The 23617-nt window shown below is 70.5% G+C and carries 21 protein-coding genes and 1 pseudogene; 12 read left to right on the forward strand and 10 right to left on the reverse strand.

Annotated elements, in window-relative coordinates; genetic code table 11:
• Positions 1-474: 474 nt before the first annotated feature.
• The 3 genes and pseudogenes from OHU89_RS50270 to OHU89_RS50280 all read right to left on the reverse strand — a co-directional run bounded on the left by OHU89_RS50270 (position 475) and on the right by OHU89_RS50280 (position 4983).
• Positions 475-2886 carry a glycoside hydrolase family 65 protein gene (locus tag OHU89_RS50270; RefSeq protein ID WP_405653470.1) on the reverse strand — a complete coding sequence of 804 codons (2412 nt, stop codon included), beginning with the start codon at positions 2884-2886 and terminating at the stop codon, positions 475-477.
• 53 nt (positions 2887-2939) lie between these two features.
• Complete coding sequence (locus OHU89_RS50275) at positions 2940-3779, reverse strand: universal stress protein (RefSeq protein ID WP_405653472.1); 840 nt, start codon at positions 3777-3779, stop codon at positions 2940-2942.
• 212 nt (positions 3780-3991) lie between these two features.
• Positions 3992-4983 (reverse strand): annotated as a pseudogene (locus OHU89_RS50280) (Acg family FMN-binding oxidoreductase).
• A 154-nt stretch (positions 4984-5137) separates the two neighbouring features.
• Here OHU89_RS50280 and OHU89_RS50285 point away from each other — a divergent pair.
• Positions 5138-6334: an RNA-guided endonuclease InsQ/TnpB family protein gene (locus tag OHU89_RS50285; RefSeq protein WP_405653474.1), complete on the forward strand. Its 1197-nt coding sequence runs from the start codon at positions 5138-5140 to the stop codon at positions 6332-6334.
• Positions 6335-6431: 97 nt separating this feature from the next.
• On the opposite strand, the gene OHU89_RS50290 is transcribed toward OHU89_RS50285, so the two are convergent.
• The 5 genes from OHU89_RS50290 to OHU89_RS50310 all read right to left on the reverse strand — a co-directional run bounded on the left by OHU89_RS50290 (position 6432) and on the right by OHU89_RS50310 (position 10215).
• Positions 6432-7340, reverse strand: coding sequence for a pyridoxamine 5'-phosphate oxidase family protein (locus OHU89_RS50290; RefSeq protein ID WP_405653476.1), 909 nt, complete (start codon positions 7338-7340; stop codon positions 6432-6434).
• Between the two features lie 120 nt (positions 7341-7460).
• On the reverse strand, positions 7461-7919 hold the full coding sequence (locus OHU89_RS50295; RefSeq protein ID WP_405653478.1) for an Hsp20/alpha crystallin family protein: 459 nt from the start codon (positions 7917-7919) through the stop codon (positions 7461-7463).
• A gap of 50 nt (positions 7920-7969) precedes the next feature.
• Positions 7970-8257 carry a DUF1876 domain-containing protein gene (locus tag OHU89_RS50300; RefSeq protein WP_405653480.1) on the reverse strand — a complete coding sequence of 96 codons (288 nt, stop codon included), beginning with the start codon at positions 8255-8257 and terminating at the stop codon, positions 7970-7972.
• A gap of 11 nt (positions 8258-8268) precedes the next feature.
• Positions 8269-9666 (reverse strand): nicotinate phosphoribosyltransferase, encoded by a 1398-nt coding sequence (locus tag OHU89_RS50305; protein ID WP_405653482.1) that lies wholly within the window; start codon positions 9664-9666, stop codon positions 8269-8271.
• Between the two features lie 30 nt (positions 9667-9696).
• Positions 9697-10215 (reverse strand): hypothetical protein, encoded by a 519-nt coding sequence (locus OHU89_RS50310; protein WP_405653483.1) that lies wholly within the window; start codon positions 10213-10215, stop codon positions 9697-9699.
• 409 nt (positions 10216-10624) lie between these two features.
• Between OHU89_RS50310 and OHU89_RS50315 the strand changes: the two genes are divergently transcribed.
• Positions 10625-11824: an RNA-guided endonuclease InsQ/TnpB family protein gene (locus OHU89_RS50315; protein WP_405653485.1), complete on the forward strand. Its 1200-nt coding sequence runs from the start codon at positions 10625-10627 to the stop codon at positions 11822-11824.
• A 30-nt stretch (positions 11825-11854) separates the two neighbouring features.
• Here OHU89_RS50315 and OHU89_RS50320 read toward each other — a convergent pair whose 3' ends face one another.
• Entirely contained in the window at positions 11855-12676 is an 822-nt protein-coding gene (locus OHU89_RS50320) for a universal stress protein (protein ID WP_405653487.1), read from the reverse strand.
• A 208-nt stretch (positions 12677-12884) separates the two neighbouring features.
• On the opposite strand from OHU89_RS50320, the gene OHU89_RS50325 reads away from it, so the two are divergent.
• From OHU89_RS50325 to OHU89_RS50360, 8 genes are all read left to right on the forward strand, one after another.
• Positions 12885-13754: a universal stress protein gene (locus OHU89_RS50325; protein ID WP_405653490.1), complete on the forward strand. Its 870-nt coding sequence runs from the start codon at positions 12885-12887 to the stop codon at positions 13752-13754.
• Positions 13747-15267 carry an AAA family ATPase gene (locus tag OHU89_RS50330; protein ID WP_405653492.1) on the forward strand — a complete coding sequence of 507 codons (1521 nt, stop codon included), beginning with the start codon at positions 13747-13749 and terminating at the stop codon, positions 15265-15267. The genes OHU89_RS50325 and OHU89_RS50330 overlap by 8 nt, the downstream gene beginning before the upstream one ends.
• Before the next feature lie 89 nt (positions 15268-15356).
• Positions 15357-16385, forward strand: coding sequence for an alcohol dehydrogenase catalytic domain-containing protein (locus OHU89_RS50335; RefSeq protein WP_405655043.1), 1029 nt, complete (start codon positions 15357-15359; stop codon positions 16383-16385).
• 68 nt (positions 16386-16453) lie between these two features.
• Positions 16454-18244, forward strand: coding sequence for an acetate--CoA ligase (acsA, locus tag OHU89_RS50340; protein ID WP_405653494.1), 1791 nt, complete (start codon positions 16454-16456; stop codon positions 18242-18244).
• Positions 18241-19323, forward strand: a complete 1083-nt coding sequence (gene pdhA / locus OHU89_RS50345) for a pyruvate dehydrogenase (acetyl-transferring) E1 component subunit alpha (RefSeq protein ID WP_405653496.1) — start codon at positions 18241-18243, stop codon at positions 19321-19323. The genes acsA and pdhA overlap by 4 nt, the downstream gene beginning before the upstream one ends.
• Positions 19324-19325: 2 nt before the next feature.
• On the forward strand, positions 19326-20324 hold the full coding sequence (locus tag OHU89_RS50350) for an alpha-ketoacid dehydrogenase subunit beta (RefSeq protein ID WP_405653498.1): 999 nt from the start codon (positions 19326-19328) through the stop codon (positions 20322-20324).
• A gap of 2 nt (positions 20325-20326) precedes the next feature.
• Positions 20327-21784 (forward strand): 2-oxo acid dehydrogenase subunit E2, encoded by a 1458-nt coding sequence (locus OHU89_RS50355; RefSeq protein ID WP_405653500.1) that lies wholly within the window; start codon positions 20327-20329, stop codon positions 21782-21784.
• Positions 21781-22032 (forward strand): acyl carrier protein, encoded by a 252-nt coding sequence (locus OHU89_RS50360; RefSeq protein ID WP_405653502.1) that lies wholly within the window; start codon positions 21781-21783, stop codon positions 22030-22032. The genes OHU89_RS50355 and OHU89_RS50360 overlap by 4 nt, the downstream gene beginning before the upstream one ends.
• A 25-nt stretch (positions 22033-22057) precedes the next feature.
• Here OHU89_RS50360 and OHU89_RS50365 read toward each other — a convergent pair whose 3' ends face one another.
• Positions 22058-22918, reverse strand: a complete 861-nt coding sequence (locus OHU89_RS50365; protein ID WP_405653504.1) for a CBS domain-containing protein — start codon at positions 22916-22918, stop codon at positions 22058-22060.
• Positions 22919-23241: 323 nt separating this feature from the next.
• Between OHU89_RS50365 and OHU89_RS50370 the strand changes: the two genes are divergently transcribed.
• Entirely contained in the window at positions 23242-23412 is a 171-nt protein-coding gene (locus OHU89_RS50370) for a hypothetical protein (RefSeq protein ID WP_405653506.1), read from the forward strand.
• Complete coding sequence (locus tag OHU89_RS50375; RefSeq protein WP_405653508.1) at positions 23385-23615, forward strand: hypothetical protein; 231 nt, start codon at positions 23385-23387, stop codon at positions 23613-23615. The genes OHU89_RS50370 and OHU89_RS50375 overlap by 28 nt, the downstream gene beginning before the upstream one ends.
• The last annotated feature ends 2 nt before the right edge of the window (positions 23616-23617 follow it).

The raw sequence follows: 23617 nt of genomic DNA on the forward strand, positions 1-23617 counted from the left end.
TGGGCCGAGGAGCATCACCAGGATCTCCGCCGTCCCACCGGCGGGTGCGTAGAGCAGGAACCGGCGTACGTTCGCGTAGACCCGGCGTCCCTCCTCGACGGCTGCCACGATCGTGGCCGGGTTGTCGTCGGCCAGCACCAGATCGGCCGCCTGGCGTGCCACCTCGGTGCCGCGCCGCCCCATGGCGACGCCGATGTCGGCCCGATGAGCACGACTACGCGGCCGGGCGCACGGAAGCGCCGGGCGAGGCGCCACAGTGCTGTCATCACGAGGCGGCTCAGGCCACCGTGGCGTGTGGGGTGCCAGCGCGTGTGGAACAGGTCCCGCAGGGTGACCACGACGAGCCCGGCACCGGCCAGTGAGACCAACCACTTCATCCGCGTCTCCGACGGCCCTTTGGCATGAACGGAAGCCCGCCTTTTGGAGCGTAGGCCGTGTGCCGCGCGTGACGATACGGATGCGGGTAGGCCATGCTCATTCGCTCGGATCATCCGCCTTCAGAACGAGCGTGCAGGTCTCCCCAGGCGCCACGGTCACGGCCCGGTCCGCCAGCACCACGCGGATCGCCGACTCCTCCGAGTCGGGCACGCTGATCTGCAACTGTCCGCTCAGGCGCCGTATGCGCACCCCCCAGTGGCCGCGATAACGCAGCGAGAATCCGTACTCGGAGAGCGCCGGAAGAGGCACGGGGTCCAGCCACAGGGCGTCCTCGCGCGTCTCCAGTCCCGTCAGACCGCGCTGGACCAGGTCAAGGGTTCCGGCCATCGCCCCGAGGTGGATGCCTTCGCCGGTCGTGCCGCCCTGGATGTCGGCGATGTCCGCCTCCAGGGCCTCCTGGACGTACTGCCATGCCTCGGCTCGTCTGGCCTTGGCGAGGACCAGGCCGTGGACGAGGCCGCTGAGCGTGGAGCCGTGGCTGGTGCGCCGGAGGTAGTAGTCGACGGTCCCGCGCCAGACCTCGTCGTCCACGTCGTAGCCGAGACGCTCGAACAGTTGCCGCAGCTCGCCGGGTGAGAAGAGGTAGCCGAGCATGAGGACGTCGGCCTGTTTGGACGCCTTGTAGCGGTTGACCGTGTCGCCCTCCGCCTCCAGGATCCGGTCCAGCCGCCGGATGCTGTCGTAGCGCGTGCGGTAGGCGTCCCAGTCCAGTTCGGCCAGATCGTCGTAGCCCTCGAACTGGCTGATGACGCCACGGTGGAACGGCACCCACAACCGTCGGGAGATCTCCTCCCACTTGGGGGGTTCGCCGTCGTCCAGCCGGATGCGATCGCGCAGTTCCTCCCGGCGCCAGGCGGGAAGGCGCCGCAGGAGGTCCAGGGCGCGGCCGAGCACCCAGGCGGCGGTGACGTTGGTGTACGCGTTGTCCGCCAGCCCCGGCAGGTCGGCGCCCGGGTAGGCGTCGTGGTACTCGTCAGGGCCGACGACTCCGCGGATGTGGTAGCGCTCCGTCGCTGGGTCGAAGACCGCGAGGTCCGCCCAGAAGCGGGCGATCTGCAGCAGCATCTCCGCGCCTCTGGTGTGCAGGAACTCGGTGTCGCCGGTGGCCTCGCAGTACTGCCACACGTTGTAGGCGATTGCCGAGCCCACGTGGTGCTGGAGCCGGGAGTGGTCCGGCAGCCAGCGCCCCGAATGGGGGTTGAGATGCCACTCCTGGGTCTCCTCGCGGCCGTCGCTCCCGCTCTGCCAGGGGTACATCGCCCCGCTCCGGCCGATCGCGGCGGCGGCCCGGCAGGCCCGTGGGAGGCGTCGGTACCGGTAGTTCAGGAGGGCCCGGGAAACCTCGGGGAAGTGCAGGTTGAGGTAGGGCAGGACGAACAGCTCGTCCCAGAAGACGTGGCCCCGGTACGCCTCGCCGTGCAGCCCCCGGGCGGGGACGCCCACGTCCAGGTCCGCCGTGTGCGGTGACAGCGTCTGCAGGAGGTGGAAGAGGTGGAAGCGCAGTACGCGCCCGGACTGACCAGGCACCTGGATCTCCGCGCGCCGCCACAACCGCTCCCAGGCCGCGACGTGGGAGTTCAGCAGGCCCGCGAAGTCCGCCGCCGAGGACACCCGGTCGACCGCCGCGTCGAGAGGGTCGCTGATCGCCGTGTCGCGTGAGGTGTGCAGCGCGACGGTCTTCTCCACAGCGACGGGACGGCCGGGAGCGAGGGAGAGCACCAGACGGTGAACGGCACGGTGGTGGGCTGGGCGGAGCTCCGACGAGGCCGGTGGCCGTTCGGTGACGACCGTCCGGGCGGCCATGGCGACGCTGATGTCGGAGGTGGTGGTCCGGCACGTCAGCCAGACGGTGTGGGGGTCCCGCGTCCCGGTCCGCACCTGGGTCAACTGGTGGCGGTTGAGGGCACGGTAGCGGTGCACATTGCCGTTGGTCACCTCGCCGTCGAGGCAGGACTCGATCTCGACCTCCCCCGACCAGTCCTCGGCGGTGAAGACCGTCCGTAGTGCGGCCAGATGAGGGTCACCCATGTGCACCAGGCGGGTCTGCTCGACAGCGACCACACCTGCCCTCTCGTCCCGGTGGCGGAAGGTACGGGTGAGCGTGGCGCGGCGCAGATCCAGGGTGTGCCGGTGGTCCAGGAGGGTGTGCGGATGGGGGGAGAACCACGGGCCCCACGCACCCTCGGCGGGGCGCAGGCGGAACCGCAGGAGCAGCCAGTTCGGGAGGTTGACCAGGTCTTCGTTCGCCACCTGTCGTCCCGCTACGGTCGACTCCGGGCGGTTGTAGCATCCGGCTGCGTAGGTTCCCGGGTAGTGCACCAGGCCCGCCCGGCACTCCGGCACCGCGCCTCTTGTGGCGAAGTAGCCGTTGCCGAGCGTGCAGAGCGATTCCCGCAGCCGTTCGGCAGCAAGGTCGTATCCCTTCCACTCCCACGTCCACTCCGACATCCGTCGCCCTCCTCAGTTCGGAAGCCGTGGGAGCGGGGCCTGCACGGTGAACCTCAGACCCGATGGGGGACGACGGCGACCGGGCACGCGGAGTGGTGCAGCAGGGTGTGGGTGACACTGCCGAGTTGCAGACCGAAGTGCCCGTGCCGGCGCAGAGCGCCGACGACGATCAGGTCGGCATCGGCCGACGCCTCCAGCAGGACACGGTGCGCGGGGCCCTCGACCGCGCGGCGGCCGACATCGACCTCGGGGTGCTCCCGTACGACCTCGCGCAGCGCGTCGTCGAGGGTGGCCGAGACTTGCTCCTCGGAGCCCGGCTCGTGAACCGGACTGCGCCAGGCCCGCACGGCGGAAAGGGCGCAGCCCCGCGCCTCGGCCTCGCGCGCGGCGAACCGCACGGCACCCGTGCCGCCGGTCGCATCGCCTACCCCCACCACGACCCGGCCAAGGGATCCCCGAAGGTTGCGCTCCTCGCCTCGGACGACGATGACCGGGCACATGGCGCGAGCCGCCACCGTGAGGCTGACCGACCCCAGCAGCAGCCCGGCGACCTCGCCGCGCCCATGAACGCCCGTGACCAGGGCGAACGCCTCGGACCCCGCCCGAAGCAGCGTGGACACCGCATCGGCGGCCACTACGTCGGCGGACACCTTCACCTCGGGGTCGCGAAGCCGGGCGCGTTCCGCGCAGGAGGCGACGATGTTCTGCGCCATGACCTCTCCGGCGAGGCGATCGGTGCTCAAGGAAGGCCGGACTCTTTCGTAACGCTCCCAGAGGGAGGCATGGACGAGCCGCAGCGGCAGGCCGTGGCGGGCCGCTGCGTCCACCGCCCAGTCGACCGCCAGCAGACTGGATTCCGATCCGTCGACGCCCACGACCAGCGGGACTTCCATCGGGGCCACCGCCTTTCGTCCCGTTGCTGACAGACCCCCTGTGAATACCGTCGCACCGCCCGCGCGCCGCCGCGACATTCGGGCGGGCGCTCGGACCGGGTGGCCGTCGACGGGTTGCGGTGAGGCGGTGACCGCCGAGGAGCACATGAGCGCTCCCAGGGTTACGGTCCCCTGACGTCTGGGCGTGGACCCCGGCCGTGGACAGTCCAGGGTCAGGCTTCGATGTCGAGTACCTCCGACACAGGGCGGCGTGGCGTGCTGGGACCCTTGGGGCCGCATCCCAGGCGCAGCAGGACCTGTGTGTAGCCCGTCCCGGTCATCGGGTCGCGCACCGGCCAGCGCAGGTCCGTCCATTCGAGAGGCTGGGTCACGAAGGAGCTGACGAGGCCCTCGCGGGTGGCCAGCAGCAGGACGCGTTCCATCGCCTGGCCGGCGCGGAGCCAGTCCTCCGGGCGGTCGTGATCCGTGCTGATGAGAGCCAGCTGAGGGTTCTGCTCGAAGTCCGCCGCGTCACGTCCCGCCACCTGCCGGGGGCCCGCGAAGTCGCGCAGGGCGCCTTGCCCCCGCGCTTGCGCGGCCCGAAGGCGTAGTGTGGGACGCCGTCGTCGGCGGTGCTCACCGACGGGGCGTCGATACGCGTCCACCGGGCCAGGTCCTGGTCGCTGCCGCGGTCGGTGATGTTGCGTGCCTCGGCTTCCTGAACCAGTTCCAGCCCTTCCCGCAGATGCCATGAGTCGGGGAACGCCAGTGCCGCTCCCTGTACGCGAGCACTCGCGGCGAGAGCCTCCCGCACGGCCTCGGGGATCTGCCTCTCCTCGAACGGGTAGCGGCTGCTGTGCCGTTGGCGGATCGCCGGATACAGCGAGCCGAGGTCACTCACACCCTTCGTACGGCCGGCCAACCGCACGCTCGCGAGGAGTGCCCGGTCGGTGAGGTCCGGCAGTAGCCGGATTTCCGAATGCCAGCCCGCGTGGGCGATGGCGGCCCTAAGATTCAACAGGGCGGCGCCGCAACCGAGATGAAGGCCGCGGGTATCGGGGTCGGAGTGCGGCATGGCGCGCTCGAAGTCGGCCCACACCTCGAAAGCGCGGCTCTGCCGGAGATAACGGAAGCGCCAGGGCTGCACGTTGTGCATCGACGGCGCGGCCACCGCGTCGCGTACCACGGCGGCCACCCATTCGTCGGTCGGTGCTGGCTGGCTCATCGGAATGCTTTCGTGGATACCCCCGGCTTCAGCCGGGGGAGGAAACGAAACTCCTGCGGAGCAGGGCACAGAGGTGGGATGCGCCGCCAGGGCGGATCCCAGTGCCCTGACCGGCAGGTTTGATGCCTGCCTGTGGTCTGGCTAGGTTGTGGGCGTGGCCGTGCACCCTGTGAAGCGGGCGTTCAAGTACCGCTTCTGTCCGAGTGATGTGCAGGCGGCGGAGCTGTTGCGGACGTTCGGTTGCGTGCGCAAGGTCTACAACCTGGCACTCGCCGCCCGCAGTGAGGCGTGGGCGCGCCAGGAGCGGGTCAGCTACCACGCCACCTCCGCGATGTTGACGGCGTGGAAGCGGACCGAGGAGCTGGCGTTCCTCAACGAGGTGTCGTCGGTTCCGCTGCAGCAGACGCTGCGGCACCTGCAGAGCGCGTTCACCCACTTCTTCGCCAAGCGCGCGAAGTACCCGCGCTTCAAATCGCGCAAGAGGTCGCGGAAGTCGGCGGAGTACACCAGCAGCGGATTCCGTATCCGGGACGGCGCCCTGACGCTGGCGAAGATGGCGGATCCGCTGGATATCGTGTGGTCCCGGCCGCTGCCCGCAGGGGCGAAGCCGTCCACGGTGACCGTGTCCCAGGATGCGGCCGGGCGTTGGTTCGTCTCGATCCTGTGCGAAGACCCCGGCGTCAAGGCGCTTCCCGCCACTGAGGCGGCCATCGGTATCGATGTCGGCCTCAACCATCTCCTCGCCCTGTCCACCGGGGAGAAGGTCGCCAACCCCCGGCACGAACGCCGTGACCGCACCCGGCTGGCCAAGGCCCAGCGGGAGATGTCCCGCAAGGCCAAGGGCTCGGCGAACCGGCAAAAGGCCCGCCGTCGCGTCGCCACAGTCCATGCGCGGATCGCTGACCGGCGCCGGGACCTGCTCCACCAGCTGACGACTCGGCTCGTGCGTGAAAATCAAACGCTCGTGATCGAGGACCTGACCGTGCGCAACATGGTCAGGAACCGTCCGCTCGCCCGGGCTATTTCGGATGCGGGCTGGCGTGAGTTCCGCTGCCTGCTGGAGTACAAGGCGGCCTGGTACGGGCGGGAAGTGGTTGCGGTGGATCGCTTCTTCCCTTCTTCCAGGCTGTGCTCCGGCTGCGGCAGTGTGCGGGAGAGGATGCCGCTCAGCGTCCGTACCTGGACGTGTGGGACCTGCGGGGCGGCCCATGACCGGGACGTGAACGCGGCGAAGAACCTTCTGGCCGCCGGGCTGGCGGCGTCTGTCTGTGGAGCCGGTGTAAGACCTCAACGGAGTTCTCCGGGCGGGCAGTCGGCGAAGAAGCAGAAAACCCCACGGCGTGAGCTGTAGGAATCCTCCTCGTTCACGAGGAGGAGGAAGTCAACGGATCACCCTTCGAGAGCCCCGCCCGGGACGGAGCGCTCTTCAATGGCCCGCGACTGCCTGGTCATCCATCGGCTGGAGTGATGCGGCGGCCGGTGAGGCGTGCGGGCCGGATCGACACCCACATCTCGCGTTCACCGCCCGGCCATGGCGTGGTGTGGGCGTGTTCGGTGAGCCTGCGCACGGTGTCAGGCTCCGTCACGACGCTCGCGGGGCCGACGGCGAGGACGCTCCAGCCCTGACTCAGGGACTCGTCCATGTGATCGACCTCGAAGGCGACCTCGGTTCCGACGGCTGCCGCGGGTGTGGAGTCCGGCGCGGTCCGGAAGACGATCGCGTCATCGATGACGTCGTAGTTGACCGGCACGATCGCCGGGCGGCCGTCAGGCGCTGAGACCGCGATGCGCCCCACACCGTGGGTGGAGAGCAGCGTGCGGCATTCCTCCGGGCCGATGTCCCGCAGCTGAGGATGCAGCAGCGCCTGTCCTTGGCCGGGTGGCAGATCCATTCCTCCGCCGCGCAGCGTGGTGACGGTGGTGCCCAGCGCGTCGGCCAGACTGATGAGGCTCGCCAGACTCGGGTCGGCAGGCCGTGACTCCAGGTACTCCAGGTAACCGGGGGACATTCTGGCGCGGCGGGCCGTCTCCTCGCGGCTGAGCCGCTGTCGGTGGCGTTCGAGGGCCACGCGTCGGCCGATGTCACCGGGGCCGGGTGCCCCGGGCGACATGGCCTCCGCCTCGGCCGTGTCGGGGCCGGAGAGGGTGTGGGTGCTCCCGGGCTGTCCGTGTTCGAGATGGTGGATGTGCGCGTCGGGCCCGGGGAACACGAGCGTCACTTCGTCAGTGTCCGACCAGCGCACGTCGTAAGGAGGCGTTCCGTCCTCGTGATGGAGTCCGACGATCTCGCCGTCGCGCTTGGCGGCGCCGGTCGTCGTGCGCTCGATGACGATTTGGTCGCCGAGGTGAGCTCTCATGACGCCGCCCTCTCCTCAGAATGGTGCTGTATCCAACGTGCCACGCGCCACGGGCGGCCGCACGGGACCGATCAGCCCGGGAGACTGCCCCGCCTCGCTCCCGCACGGCCGTCGACCGGCTCAGCCGGTGATCTCGATGCGCTGAGCTTTGCCCTTCTCGGTCTTGGGGACCTTCACCGTGAGGACTCCGTTGTTCAGGTCCGCGCTGATGTGCTCGGTGTCGGAGTTCGGCGGCAGAATCGTGCGGTAGTCGAACCGGCCGATGTGACGGGTCTGCCGGCGGACCGCCCCGGTGTGTTCCTTCTCCCTGATCTCCCCATGGATGTCGAGTTCGCCTTCGGCGACCTCCACGGTGATCTGGTCCTTGTCCACTCCGGGCAGCTCCAGTTCCACCAGGTAGGCGTCCTCGGTGTCCTCGATGTCGGCCAGGGGTGCCCATGGCTCGGCCGCGCCGAACCCGGGGAGGCCGCCACTGGGAAAGGCGGCGTGCATGAGCTGGTCGACCCTGCTACGCAGGTCCTCCAGCTCCCGCAGGGCTGCCGGAAGCCCGCTTCTGCTGTGTCGTGCGGGATGTGTCATGGCTGATCCCTCCTTCACTTCTGCCTTGGGGGCCGCTGTGTCGCCGTCGGTCACGTGGGCCACCCGGCGACCTCCCGGCCGTGTGGCCGCGGCACGCCCATGCCCTCGATGTCGCGCTCGGCGGTCTTCAGCAGCTGCCCGGCCAGGTTGTTCATGGCCCGGCCCGCTGCCAGTTCGTCACCGATCTCCGGCACGTTCGAATCCGCCGGATGGCAGTGCGCGGTCCCGTGACCGGTGAGTTCTGTGGTGCCGGTGTCCAGGATCAGATGTGCCTTCGTCGTTCCCGCGTCGTCCTCGAACAGATGAAGACGAACCGTCCATTCCAACGTATGCGGCATCACTTTCCTCCTCACCTCGGTACGGACCGATGCGATCCTGATGGGGCTCGTTGTGGGGCTTGCCGTGCGGAGGCGGCTGCCAGCTGGTCCTCGATGCCTTGCCGGACGCGGGCCGTGAGTACGCTCAGTCGCTCGGAGGTCGTCGCCCGGGGCGCGACGGGCGCTCGGATCCGGCGGGCGGCCGAGGGCAGCTCTCCCAGGTCCGCGGCGAGTCTCTCCCGGCACTCGTCGAGGGTGGGCCGCCTGCCGGTGCGCCGCCCGTTCCGCATCACCGTCTGCAGCAGCGGAACGCCGTCGTCGGGGGGTTGCTCGTCGGCGAGAGCGATCTCGTCGGCGCAGCCGGGGCGGCGGAACACCTGCTTGCGGCCGGGTGCCGTCACCTTCGCCGACGAGAGCTTCATCACCGGGTGGCCGTCGAACTCGACCAGCTTGTACGCGGAGTCCAGGTACGGCGCGTCGGCCGACACGCCGACACGGGTGCCCACGGCGTACGTGTCGATCGGTGCTCCGGAGCGCACGAGGTCGTCCACGGCGTACTCGTCGAGACCACCACTGGCGACGATCCGCACGTCCGGCAGACCCGCGTCGTCAAGGATCGACCGGGCCCGTACCGCCAGGGCCCCGAGGTCACCGCTGTCCAGCCGCACGGCGGAGCCGGGCCCGCGGTCCAGGTCCCGCAGGACGCGGGCCGCGACGCGGACGCCTTCCTCCGTGTCGTAGGTGTCCACCAACAGGGTCACCGGGCCGGGGTGGCACCGGGCGAAGGCGCGGAACGCGTCTTCCTCCGAGGCGAACGCCTCCACGAAGGAGTGGGCCATCGTGCCGACGGCGGGGATGCCCTCAGCGGTGGCCGCCGCCACGTTGCTGGTCCCGGCGAAGCCGACCATCGCACCCACACGAGCGGCTTGGAACCCCGCCTGTGGGCCGTGGGTGCGCCGCAGGGAGAAGTCGACGACCGGGTGACCGGCGGCCGCGAGCACGCAGCGTGCGGCCTTCGAAGCGATCGCCGTCTGATGGCTGAGTCGGTTGAGTACATACGACTCGACCAACTGCGCCTGCGGAAGTGGTGCGGTCACCTCCAGCAGCGGCTCTCCCGCGAATACGATCCGCCCCTCCGGGACCGCCCGCACCTGGCCGGTGAACGTCAGGCCGAGCAGAGGCTCCAGGTCCCCTGGCGGCCTGTGCAGCGCGGAAGCGAACGCGTCGATGTCCTCGGGGCCGACATGAAAGCCGGCCAGGTAGTCGAGTGCCGACTCAAGCCCCACCGCCACCAGGAAGCCACGTTCAGCGGGCAGGTTGCGGACGAAGAGGCTGAACGTCGCCGGGCCCGTCATCCCCTCCCGCAGGTAGGACATGGCCATCGTGACTTCGTACAGATCGGTGGTCGTCGCATCCGACATCGGTGTCACCTCCTGGGCTTCCGTCCGGCCTCCTGCTCGTCACCGGCGGAAGCGCGCGGACCACTGCGGTTCCACCAGGTCCCACTCGGCGTCCCACTGCGCGTACCTTCTGCGGTCCAGGACCAGGCGCATGCCCGTCCAGGCCGCATAGGAGACGGCGGCCACGCCGAACGCCGCCATACCGCCCACCATCCAGCCACTGGTCGTCGCATTGAGAGTGTTTACCGGCGGACTGGTGATGGTTCCGTCCCGTGTCACCCACACACGCACGGTGGCGCCCTTGGGAGTTCCCGGCTTCACGGGGGCCGTTCCGGTTCGCACGACACCGTCGGTGTCGGTCCAGCGGACCTGCGCCGGTCGCTTCGCCCAGTCGTCGTCGTTCTTGACGCCTGTTGTCGATAGGGCGGTGACCTGGTGCCGTTCCGCCGCCTGGGCTCGCACGGTGCGCATCGACGCCTCGTACGCCGTCAGTCCCGCGCTGACCGCGGCGGCCGGCAGCCCGAGGACGAGAACGACCATCAGGACGCGGCGGAACCAGCCTTCGAACCTGTCGGACATACGGCTCAGGGAGTTCGTGCCCTTGGGCACGTGATCGCCGCGCCTGGACGGCGGACCGGATGCGTACGGTGAACCTGGTGCGCTCATGAGTCGGCCTCCAGCAGCTCGCCGGCCGTCCCCCACCACCTGCTCCCACCCTCGACCGGCAGCGGGGTCGGGGTACAGGGCCGAATGTCCCTGTCGGGCCGGTTTTCGGCCCAGTTCCACCGGTTTCCGGCCTGGTCCCGTTGCGGTAGACCGCGGTCATGTCGGTCATCGGAATCCTTTCGCGGATACCCCCGGCTTCAGCCGGGGAGGAAACGAAACTCCTGCGGAGCAGGGCACAGAGGTGGGATGCGCCGCCAGGGCGGATCCCAGTGCCCTGACCGGCAGGTTTGATGCCTGCCTGTGGTCTGGCTAGGTTGTGGGCGTGGCCGTGCACCCTGCGAAGCGGGCGTTCAAATACCGCTTCTATCCGAGTGATGCGCAGGCGGCGGAGCTGTTGCGGACGTTCGGTTGCGTCCGCAAGGTCTACAACCTGGCGCTCGCCGCCCGTACCGAGGCGTGGGCACGCCAGGAGCGGGTCAACTACAACGCCACCTCCGCGATGTTGACGGCGTGGAAGCGGACCGAGGAGCTGGCGTTCCTCAACGAGGTGTCGTCGGTGCCGCTGCAGCAGACGCTCCGGCACCTGCAGAGCGCGTTCACCCACTTCTTCGCCAAGCGCGCGAAGTACCCGCGCTTCAAGTCGCGGAAGACGTCGCGGAAGTCGGCGGAGTACACCAGCAGCGGATTCCGTATCCGGGACGGCCGGCTGACGCTGGCGAAGATGGCGGACCCGCTGGATGTGGTGTGGTCCCGGCCGCTGCCCGAGGGAGCGAAGCCGTCCACGGTGACCGTGTCCCAGGACGCGGCCGGGCGCTGGTTCGTCTCGATCCTGTGCGAAGACCCGTCCGTGAAGCCGCTTCCCGCCACGGACGCGGTGGTCGGCATTGACGTCGGTCTGGACCACCTGTTGACCCTGTCCACGGGGGAGAAGGTCGCCAATCCCCGGCATGAGCGCCGTGACCGGGCCCGGCTGGCCAAGGCGCAGCGGGAGCTGTCCCGCAAGGCCAAGGGCGAGGGAGTCAACCGCCGTAAAGCCCGCCGTCGGGTCGCCAGGATCCATGCGCGGATCGCCGACCGGCGCCGGGACCTGCTTCACCAGCTGACGACTCGGCTCGTGCGTGACAATCAAACGCTCGTGATCGAGGACCTGACCGTGACCAACATGGTCAGGAACCGTCCGCTCGCCCGGGCTATTGCGGATGCGGGCTGGCGTGAGTTCCGCTCGATGCTGGAGTACAAGGCGGCCTGGTACGGGCGGGAAGTGATTGCGGTGGACCGGTTCTTCCCCTCCTCTCGATTGTGCTCCGGCTGCGGCAGTGTGCGGGAGAGGCTGCCGCTCAGCGTCCGTGCCTGGACGTGTGGGACCTGCGGGATAGCCCATGACCGGGACGTGAACGCGGCGAAGAACCTTCTGGCCGCCGGGCTGGCGGCGACGGTCTGTGGAGCCGGTGTAAGACCTCAACGGAGTTCTCCGGGCGGGCAGTCGGCGACGAAGCAGAAACCCCCACGGCGTGAGCCGTAGGGATCCTCCTCGTTCACGAGGAGGAGGAAGTCAAATTTGGGGTACGACCGCGACGGGACACGGCGCGTGATGCAGTAGTGCGTGATTGATCAGGCCCAGCTGCAGGCCCGGGTGCCCGTGGCGCCTGCGGGCGCCGACGACCAGCAGGTCCGCTTCCGACGCCGCGTCCAGGAGCGCTCGGCGGGCCGGGCCCTCGATCACCCTGGAGCTCACACGGGCGTCGCGATACCGCTCCGCGAGTCCGCGCAGGGCGTCGTCGAGGACCTGGGACGGCGGGCGCCGATGGGCTTCCATGGCGTACCACGACGGAGCCGGCCGCGTGGTGAGAGCCCTGGATGACGGATTCCAGGCGTGCACCGCTGTCAGCCGGCAGCTCCGCGCGTGAGCCTCCCGCGACGCGAACTGCAAGGCTGTGCCGCTGCCCTCCCCCTCCTCGACACCGACGACGATGTTTCCGAAGCGGCCGTCCCGGTGCTCAGCGGCACCGCGCACCACGACGACTGGGCAGTCCGCCCGGGCTGCCACGGCCAGGGTGACCGCGCCCAGGAGCATTTCGGCGAGGTCTCCGAGCCCTCTGGAGCCGAGCACCAGTGCGAAGGCGTTGCGTCCCTTGTCGAGGAGGGCAGCGGCGGCGTCCTCGTGCAGCACCTCGCTCGACAGCTGCACCGTGGGAGTTCTTTTCCTGGCTCGTTTCGAGGCGGCACTGATCACGTCGGACGGCTCGCGGTCACCGGCCGCCGCATGCACGAGGTGGAGCGGCACGCTGTGCCGGACCGCCTCGTCGGCGGCCCAGTCCACCGCCTCCAGACTTGGTTCGGACCCATCGATGCCGACCACCAGGGGAATCGCCACAGCGCCTGTCTCCTCTCGTGACGGGTGCCACGTGACTGGCCTCCCACGCCGCGGCTCCACATGCGCCGGGGCGGGGATTGGGGTACTCCTCGAAGGAGAGAAGCACCGCGCTCGGCATGTCGGCGACGTCCGGAGCATGCGCGCCATCGGATTCGTTCACCGTCACCCACCGTCGTATCCAGCTTCGTACGAGACGGAGGCCGCCGCCATGCAGCCAGTTGTCACCGTGGGCCTCGACGGCTCACCCGAGAGTCTCGCCGCCGCCTGCTGGGCCGCCGACGAGTCCGAGAAGCGCAGGGTCACGCTGCGCCTGCTGCACGCGTGGCCCCTGCTCGCGCCGGAACCCGCCCACGCCTCCGCCGAGGTCGATCAGAACTACTGGGCGAAGCGTCTCGTGCACACCGCGCGGGCCGAGCTGCAGGCCCGTCACCCGGGCCTGACCATTGTCGGGAGTCTGGTGGCCGACGACGCTCAGGACGCTCTGCTCCAGGCGGCGTCGGAATCCGAGATGATCGTGCTCGGCTCACGGGGGCTGGAGCCCGTCGGGAGCTACTTCCTGGGCGACGTCAGCATGCCGGTCGTGGCCCGGGCGGAGCGGCCGGTGGTACTGGTCCGCGCCGAAACCCCTCTGGTGGGAGCACATCCGGCACCCGCGGGCCGGGTGGTCGTGGCCCTGAAACTGGGCGGATCCTCCGACGACCTGCTCGACTTCGCGTTCCACACCGCCGCGGCCAGAGGGGTTCCGCTCCTGGCCGTTCACGGCCGAAGCGTGCCGCTTCACGCGCGCGTGCCCTGGGGGGTGGATCACGCCGCCACCGAAGAGATGACGCGGGACGCGCAGAGGGAGCTGAGTAAGGCCCTCCGCCCCTGGCGCGAGAAGTACTCGCAGGTGGACGTGGCCGACAGCATCCGTCTCGCAAGCCCCGCCAAGGCCGTCGTGCAGGCCGCCGAAGGCGCCACGCTGCTGGTTGTCGGCCGGCGTGCACACCGGCACGGTGTGGCTCCCCACCTGGGTCCGGTCGCCCACGCCGCCATCCATCACGGGCGCTGCCCGGTCGCCGTCGTCCCCCATGACTGAGCCCGGCCACCACGGGCCACCGCCCCCGCGCGCGGAGGTGTGCGAGACCCACACCGCGATCGTGTTCTTCGCCGGGGACCGCGCCTACAAGGTCAAGAAACCGGTGGACCTGGGATTCCTGGACTACACCACGCGCGCGGCACGCCGGACAGCGTGCGAACGCGAAGTCACTCTCAACCGCCGCTTCGCCCCCGACGTCTATCTGGGCCTGGGTGAATTCAGCAGCCCGGACGCCGAAGCACCCGAACCCCTCGTGGTGATGAGACGTATGCCCGCGGACCGGCGTCTCTCCCGCCTGGTACGAGAAGGGGCCGTCCCGGACGACGTCCTGAGGGCCGTTGCACGGCGCCTCGCCGCGTGGCACGCGGACGCGCCCCGTGGCCGGGATGTGGACGAGCAGGGGACGCGGGACGCCCTGTCGTCGCGGTGGGAGGCCAGTTTCGCGCAGATCCACGCGTTGGCCGACGACGGCTCGGTGCCCGAGGGGATGACGGAGACGGAACAACTGGTGCGCCGCTTTCTCGCAGGCCGCGAGCGGTTGTTCGCGTCCCGTATCGAGCAAGGGCGGGTGGTCGACGGCCACGGTGACCTGCTTGCCGAGGACATCTTCTGCCTCGACGACGGCCCCCGTGTCCTGGACTGCCTGGAGTTCGACGCCCGGTTGCGCTACGTCGACGGTCTGGACGACGCCGCCTTCCTCGCCATGGACCTGGAACAGCTCGGCGCCCCGGAAGCCGCCGCGTACTTCCTCGCGCAGTACAGCGAGTACTCCGGTGATCCGGCTCCCGCGTCGCTGTGGCACCACTACGTCGCCTACCGCGCGTTCGTCCGTGCCAAGGTCTCCTTGATCCAGGCCCGCCAGGGCGCGCAGGGCGCGGAGGCGGCGTCACGAAGGCTTGTTTCGACGACGCTGCGCCACCTGCGCACCTCCGCCGTCGGCCTGACCGTCGTCGGAGGGCTGCCGGGCAGCGGGAAGTCCACCCTCTCCGGCGCCCTGGCCGACCGGCTGGGAGTCACCCTCCTCAGCAGCGACCGCGTCCGCAAGGAACTGGCGGGCATTCCCGCGGAGCAGTCCGCGGCGGCCGGCTACGGCGAAGGGCTGTACACACCCGAGTGGACCGCCAGAACCTACGCCACCCTCCTCGACCGGGCGGCCGCGCTGCTGTCCGCCGGTGAGTCGGTCGTCCTGGACGCCACCTGGTGGGACACGGCACAGCGTGAAGCGGCACAGCGCGTGGCCGAACGTACCAGCGCCGACGTGGTCGCCCTGCACTGCCACGTCCCGGACGACGTGTCGGCGGCCCGCCTGAGCACGCGCGCCTCCGGCCCGTCCGACGCCGACGTCGACATCGCCACCGCCATGGCGGCCAGGGAACCCGCGTGGCCCGAGGCCGTCGCCGTCGACACCAGCGGCCCGTTGGAGTCCGCGGTCGCCCGGGCGCTGGCAGCCGTACGTCCTTGGGGCACCGGCCAGGCCCCGGTCTTCCGCCGCCCCTACATGGAGCCGGACTGACGGGAGATGCAGGACGACGCGGCGGTCCGTGTTGCCGGGGTGTTCCGCCGGGGTGACCGTGGAGGTGGGGGAGCGAGGGAGTGAGTACCGTGCGAGCGCTCGTCTATCACGGCCCGGACCACATCTCCTGGGACACCGCCCCGGACCCCGCGATGGTGGAGGCGACCGACGCGATCGTGCGCGTCGACGCCACCACCGTCTGCGGCAGTGATCTGCACATTCTGCGAGGAGACCTCCCCGGGGTGAAACCGGGGACGGTGCTCGGCCACGAAGCCGTGGGTGAGGTCTTGGAGGTCGGCCGTGATGTCCACGGCCTGCGCCCCGGCCACCAGGTGATCGTGTCGTCCGTCTCGTCCTGCGGCAGCTGCCAGGCGTGCCGAGACACCATGCGCGGGCAGTGTCGCGGGGGCGGTGGCTGGATTCTGGGAAACCAGATCAACGGAACCCAGGCCGAGTTCGTGCGGGTCCCCTTCGCCGACCACTCCACCCTCCGACGGCCTCCCGCGATCCCGCTCGACGACGCGCTTCTGCTCGCCGAGGTCCTCCCCACCGCCTACGAGGTAGGGGTACGGAACGGACACGTCGGCCCTGGAGACCTTGTCGTCGTGGTGGGCGCGGGTCCCGTCGGTCTCGCCACGGTCGCCGTCGCGCGGCTGTACTCACCCCGCCGGATCATCGTGGTGGACCTGTCCGACGCCCGGCTGGAAGCCGCCGCCCGCGTGGGGGCCGATGCCGCCGAAGTGCCGGGGAAGATGATCGCCGAGCTGTCCGAGGGACCGGGCGCCGACGTCGCCATCGAGGCATCGGGCGAACCGGACGGCTTCGTCCTGTGCACCCAGGCCGTCCGGGCGGGAGGCCACATCGCCAACATCGGGACGCACGGCAGACCGGCCACGCTGCACCTGGAGTCCTTGTGGCGGAAGAACGTGACGATCAGCACCGGTCAGGTGGACACGTCCTCCACACCGTGGCTGCTGGAGCTGGTGAGGTTCGGACGCCTGCCCGTCTCCCAGCTGGTCACCCACACCTTCGGCCTTGACCGGATGGAGCACGCCTACGAGGTGTTCTCGCAGGGCGCCACCACAGGTGCCCTCAAGGTCGTGCTGCACCAGGAGTGAGAGGAGCCCGGAAGCAGGAGCCCGACGGGCCGGCCGGTCCATTGGACGCAGAGCCGGGAGGAGTACCGATGCACTGGGAAACCATCCGCAAGGACACCACATCGGTCGTCCCACCCCGTCTGGCCGACTACGACCGAGCCTGCTCGGACTTCACCTGGGCACAGGCGCGCACCGAGCTGGCCGGGCTGCCCGGCGGCGGCCTCAACATGGCCCACGAGGCGGTCGACGTGCACGCGGCGTCCGCCCACGCGGACAGGGCAGCCCTGCGGTGCGTGGCTCGGGACGACTCGGTCTCCACCGTCACGTACGCGGAACTGGCCCGACGTTCGGCGCGTTTCGCGAACGTTTTGCGGTCACTCGGCGTCGGCCGCGGAGACCGGGTGTTCACCCTGCTCGGCCGCTGCCCCGAGTTGTACACCACGGTGCTGGGCACCCTGAAGAACACCAGCGTGGTGTGCCCGCTGTTCTCGGCCTTCGGTCCTGACCCGGTGGAGCAGCGGCTACGGCTCGGCGACGCCCGTGTTCTGGTCACCACCGCGGCCCTGTACCGGCGCAAGGTCACCGAACGGCGGACCTCGGTTCCCGGACTGGAACACGTCCTGATCGTCGGGCCCGGCACCGCGGAACTGCCCGGCACCGTCTCCTTCGACGACGTGATGGCCGCCGCCCCGGACACCTTCACCATCCCGCCGACCTCGCCCGGGGACATGGCCCTGCTCCACTTCACCAGCGGTACCACGGGCACCCCCAAGGGCGCGGTCCACGTCCACGAGGCCGTCGTCGCCCACTACGCCACGGCCGCGTACGCCCTCGACCTGCACCCCGAGGACGTGTACTGGTGCACCGCCGATCCCGGCTGGGTCACGGGCATGTCGTACGGGATCATCGCCCCGCTCGTCCACGGCGTGACGGTGGTCGTCGACGAGGGGGACTACGACGCCCGGCGCTGGTACCGGATCCTCGACGAGCAGCGGGTCGGCGTCTGGTACACCGCGCCGACCGCCCTGCGGATGCTGATGCGCGCCACACCGCGCCAGGGCCCGTACGACCTGCCGCGCTCCTACGACCTGTCGGCCCTGCGTTTCATCGCCTCCGTCGGCGAGCCCCTCAACCCGGAGGCCGTCCTGTGGGGCCAGGACGTGCTGGGCCTGCCGGTGCACGACAACTGGTGGCAGACGGAGACCGGCTGCATCATGATCGCGAATTTCGCCGCCTGTGAGATCCGGCCCGGCTCGATGGGGCGGCCCTTGCCCGGCGTCGAGGCGACCGTGCTGGAACAGGGCGAGGACGGCCGGGCCCTGGTCACCGACGGCCGGGTCAGGCAGGTGCGAAGCGCCGATGTCGAGGGCGAGTTGGCGCTCCGGCCGGGCTGGCCGTCGATGTTCCGTGGCTATCTCCACGACGAGGAGCGCTACGACGCCGCGTTCGCGGACGGCTGGTATCTGACCGGTGACCTGGTGCGCCGGGACGCGGACGGCTGGTACTGGTTCGTGGGGCGCGCCGACGACGTCATCAAGTCGGCCGGCCATCTGATCGGCCCGTTCGAGGTGGAGAGCGCGCTGATGGAGCACCCGTCGGTGGCGGAGGCCGGGGTGATCGGACGGCCGGACCCGGTTGCCGGGAACGTCGTCAAGGCGTTCGTGTCGCTGCGCCCCGGTGTTCCGCCGACTCCGGAGCTGGAGCGGGAACTGCTCGCCTTCGGCCGTCGCAAGCTGGGGCCCGCCGTCGCACCCAGGGAGGTCGCGTTCGACCAGAACCTGCCCAAGACCCGCAGCGGGAAGGTGATGCGCCGTCTGCTGCGCGCACGCGAACTCGGCCTGCCCACGGGCGACCTGTCCACCCTGGAGGGATCCTCATGAGCCCGGCCCGCCCCACCGGCGCACGCAAGGACACGGCTCACCGGAAGACCGGCAAGAAGGCCGCGAAGACCAGCCGGCAGGCGGGCGCCGGATCTCCGTCCGACCGTTCGGCCGACGGGCACCGGACGGACCTGCTGGAGGCCATGCTGCGCATCCGGCGCTTCGAGGAGCGGTGCGTCGAGCTGTACAGCGCCACCAAGATCCGCGGCTTCGTTCATCTGTACATCGGCGAGGAGGCCGTAGCCGTCGGCGTCAACGAGGCCCTCACGTCCGAGGACGCGGTCGTCGCCACCTACCGCGAGCACGGCCACGCCCTGGCCCGCGGGATCACGGCCGAGGCCATCATGGCCGAGATGTACGGCAGGGCGACCGGGTGCAGCGGCGGCCGGGGCGGCTCCATGCACTTGTTCGACGCGAGCCGGCGCTTCTACGGCGGCAACGCGATCGTCGCCGGTGGACTCCCGCTGGCCGCCGGCCTCGCGCTCGCCGACCGTATGCGCGGACAGGACCGCGTCACCTGCTGCTTCTTCGGTGACGGAGCCTTCGCCGAGGGAGAGTTCCACGAAACGGCGAACCTCGCGGCCCTGTGGCGACTTCCCCTGCTGTTCATCTGCGAGAACAACCTCTACGCCATGGGCACGGCCCTGGCGCGGCACGAGGCGCAGACCGACCTGGCCATGCGGGCCGCTTCGTACGGCATGGTCGCATGGGCCGTCGACGGCATGGATGTCGAGGCCGTGGAACAGACCGCACGACGGGCCGCGGAGGCCGTCAGGTCCGGTGCCGGGCCGCACTTCCTCGAACTGCGCACCTACCGGTTCCGCGCCCATTCCATGTACGACCCGGACCGCTACCGCGACAAGGCGGAGGTCGAGCGGTGGAAGGAGCGGGACCCGATCACCCGGCTTCTCGACCGCATGCGCGAGGACGGCGAGCCGGTCGACGAGGCGCTCGCCGGGATCGAGCGCCGGGTCGCCGCCGAGGTCGACCGCGCCGTGGAGGCGGCCGAGCAGGCGCCCGAGGAACCGGTGGAGCATCTCCTGCACCACGTCACCAGCGCTTCGGCGGAGGTGAGCTGACCATGGGCGACGGTGAGCGGCCGCAGGCGGCGAAGACGACCTACCGGGAAGCGATGCGCGAGGCGCTGCGGGACGCCCTGCGCGCCGACGACCGCGTCTTCCTGATGGGCGAGGACGTGGGCCGCTACGGCGGAGGCTTCGGCGTCAGCCTCGGCCTGCTGGAGGAGTTCGGTCCGGCACGCGTCCGCGACACCCCGCTGTCGGAGTCCGCGTTCGTGGGCGCCGGCATCGGCGCCGCCCTGGCCGGGCTGCGGCCGATCGTCGAGATCATGACCGTCAACTTCAGCCTGCTCGCCCTCGACCAGATCCTCAACAACGCCGCCACCCTGCTGCACATGTCGGGCGGCCAACTGGCCGTGCCCCTGGTCATCCGCATGACGACAGGTGCCGGACGGCAGCTCGGGGCCCAGCACTCGCACAGCCTGGAGGGCTGGTACGCGCACATCCCCGGCATCCGGGTCCTCACCCCCGCCACCCTTGAGGACGCACGCCACATGCTGGCCCCGGCGCTCGCGGACCCCGACCCGGTCCTGATCTTCGAGCACGGAAGTCTCTACAACGTTTCCGGCGAACTCCTCCCGGCCACCGCGCCCGTTGACCTGGACACCGCAGCGGTCCGCAGGCCCGGCACCGACATCTCGCTGATCACGTACGGAGGATCGCTGCCCAAGACCCTTGCGGCGGCGGACGAGCTGGCCGCCGCCGGCATCAGTGCCGAAGTGATCGACCTGCGCACGCTCCGGCCCTATGACGCCCGGACCGTCGCCGCTTCCGTGGCCCGTACCCACCGTGCGGTGGTCATCGACGAGGCCTGGCGGACGGGAAGCTTCGCCGCCGAGGTGTCCGCCCGTATCGCCGAGGAGTCGTTCTACGAACTGGACGCGCCCGTCGAGCGGGTGTGCAGCGCGGAGGTGCCCATGCCGTACGCCCGTCAGATGGAGGAGGCCGCCCTGCCGCAGACCCCCGACATCGTCGCGGCCGCCCACCGGGCGGTGGACTGACCATGGCCGAGTTCACCATGCCGTCCCTCGGCGCCGACATGGACGAGGGAACGCTCCTGGAGTGGCTGGTGGGACCCGGAGACCTCGTCCACAAGGGCGATCCGGTCGCGGTCGTCGAGACCGCGAAGTCGACCATCGAGGTGGAGTGCTTCGAGACCGGAACCATGGCCGAGCTGCTCGTCGAGCCCGGCACGACGGTGCCGGTGGGCACACCGCTCGCGCTGATCGGGGCGCCGGCCAAGAAGCCCGAGCACCCGGCAGGAGAGGAGAAGCCGCACACGACCCGAGAACCGCGCAACGCCAGGCAACCCGAGGGTTCTGAAAAGACCGAGAAGGCGGCGAAGCGACGAGCGGCCCGTCGCGCACCGAAGAAGCGCGAGCCTGCCAAGCCCCCGTCCCCGCCTCCCGAACGCGCCACGGTCCCGGCCCCGGTCCTGACCACCACTCGACAAGGCATCCACACCGAGGCAGGTCCCCTGGTCCGGCATCTGGCGGAGCATAGCGGCGTCGACCTGGAGACACTGCACGGTTCCGGACCTGGAGGACGCGTCACCCGCACCGACGTCGAGGAAGCGGTGGCCGCCCGGCAACCGCGCCTGCGGGTAACCCCTCTCGCCCGGAGACTGGCGGCCGAAATGGGCGTCGATCTGGCCATGGTGAGGGGGACGGGCAAGGACTCGGCCGTCCGTGCTGCGGACGTACGCCGGGCGGCCCGGGGGCCTGCGACCGAGGCCCCGTCCGCGCATGTCGGCGCCCCCGCGGTACGTCCGTCCGCCGAGCGTCTCTCGGGAGACCGGGGGACCGCCATGCGCCGGGCGATCGCCGGTCTGATGAGCCGCGCCAACCGGGACATTCCCCACTACTACCTCTCTACGACCGTGGACATGGCCGCTGCGATGGACTGGCTGCACGAGCACAATCGGCGCAGCCCGCTCGGCGAACGGCTGCTTCCCGCTGCCCTGCTGCTCAAGGCGGCGGCTCTGGCGGCCAGGGATGTCCCCGAGCTCAACGGTTCCTGGACCGACGACCACTTCACGGCCGGCGAGGGCGTACATCTCGGCGTGGCCGTGTCGCTGCGCGGCGGCGGGCTCGTCGCCCCCGCGCTGCACCACGCCGACACCCTGGCACTCCCGCAGCTGATGACGGCCCTGAAGGACCTGGTCACCCGGGCCCGTACGGGCAGACTGCGCGGCTCCGAGGTGTCGGACGCCACGATCACGGTCACCAACCTCGGAGATCAGGGAGTGGAGACCGTGTTCGGAGTGATCTACCCGCCGCAGGTGGCCCTCGTCGGTTTCGGGCGTGTGGTCGACCGGCCGTGCGCCGTCGACGGCATGCTGGGCGTGCGGCCCGTAGTCACTGCGACCCTCTCGGCCGACCACCGAGCGACGGACGGCGCTGTCGGCGCCCGCTACCTCACGGCGGTCACCCGCCTCCTGCAGAATCCGGAGCAGCTGTGAACATCAACCGAACCGACGCGCTGGACATGGTGAGGGAATCGATCTCCCGGGTCGTCCCGGACGCCGACCTCGCCGCACTGGGGCCCGACGACGCGTTCCGTGACGCGCTGGAGATGGACTCCCTGGACTTCCTGAGTTTCGTCGAGGTGCTCAGCGAACGGTCCGGTGTCCGCATCGAGGACGAGGACACACCCTCGCTGACCACGCTGGCCGGCAGTGCCGACTTTCTCGTCGCCCGCACGGGCTGATGTGCCCTCCGTGGACGTGAACGGCTCAAGCCGCTTCGGTGTTGTCGATGACACCCACCACGTCGTCGATGTCCCGCACTGAGGCGAGCAGTTCGGGGACGAATGCTTTGTCCACTTTCCCCGCCACGGTCACCACGCCGTTCTCCACGGTGACTTCGACGGCGCGCGGGTCCAGCAGGTGTCGGCCGACCAGGGACGCGACCTCGGCGAGGATCTCGGCGTCGTCGCGGATCAGGGCACGCAGCAGATCGTGCCGGCTCACCACACCGACGAGCCGACCGTGATGGTCGGTCACGGGGAGGCGCTTCAACCGGCCGTGCGCGGCGGTCCACGCCGCGTCCGCCACCCTCTGCTCCGGGTGGACGGTGACGGGTGGGAAGGTCATCAACGTGGCGGCCGTGTCGCCGTGGCTCTTGTCGTACAGGCGGTGCTGCCACAGCCTGCCGACGGCTCCGTGCCGACGCGGCTCCGCCATCACGGCGGCCTTGGCCAGCAGATCCGACTCCGAGACGACACCGATCACATGGTCGTCCGAGTCGACCACCGGCAGGGCGCTCACCTGCTCACGGGCCAGCGTGTGGGCCACGTCCAGGAACGGCAGGTCACCAGCCACGGAGGCCGCCGGCACCCGCATCACGTCACGCACGCGAAGTACGGCCGGTTCCGGGGCGGGCGGCCCGGGTGCGGCGGTGGCCGGCGGTCCGGTATCTTCCCCGCCGTGAGGGTGCTCGGACTCCTCTGTGTTCCTCGCCGACGCTGCGCCGGCGATGGCACCGAGGTAGCGGCGCAGTGCGTCCTGGCGTGGTTCCTCCTGGGGTGACCAGGGGCGGCCTGGCATGGTGCGGCGGGCTTCTTTCTCCGCCGAGCTGTGCTGGAAGTCGCTCACGGCTGCCTCCTGGGGACGCCGTTCACCTATGAGCTCAGTTTCGCATCGATCGACCGGTGCGGCCTCTGGGCCGAACGGCCGCGCCGGGGCCAGGCGGCCAAGTGCGACGCGACGGGTTTCCGGGACTTTCTGACACGGTTGCGGTCGCCGGCGTCGCGCGGCCGCGCCGCACCGGGTGGTGCACCCGCGGACCGTTCCGCCGCACTCCGTGCGGAACTCACACCGCCCCTGGCCCTCCTCGAACAGACGGAGGCGGAGGCCCGGAACATACGCGAACGGGCCGACGCGGCCGCCGCATCGCGCCGGAGCGAGCCGAGACGATCGTGGCCGCGGCGTACGAGGAGGCCCGGCAGGTACGGGCGCGCACCGCCGACGAGGTGCTGCGCGCGGCCGAGGGCGAGGCCGCGGCACTGCAGCAGAACGCGAGGCGGTCGCCGTCCATGGCCGTACCAAGAGCCGGACACCCGTGCTCGTCGACCGGGTGCTCGCCCTGATGCTGGAGGACCTCGCGGCGGAAGCGGAGTCGACCGTGCCGCCGGGGGAAGGTCACTTCGGACCCCGGGAGGCCACGGGGAGGTGGCCCACTGGATTCCCCGCCTGCGGGAGCCGCTCGACCGGGGCCGACCTCGCCCTGGAGCAGGCCGAGCACGAGGACGGCGTCCGGCGGCGCTGGGCGGCTCGGAGCCCCCAGCGGTGACC

The organism is Streptomyces sp. NBC_00019, from assembly GCF_045041015.1.
GTDB lineage: Bacteria > Actinomycetota > Actinomycetes > Streptomycetales > Streptomycetaceae > Streptomyces.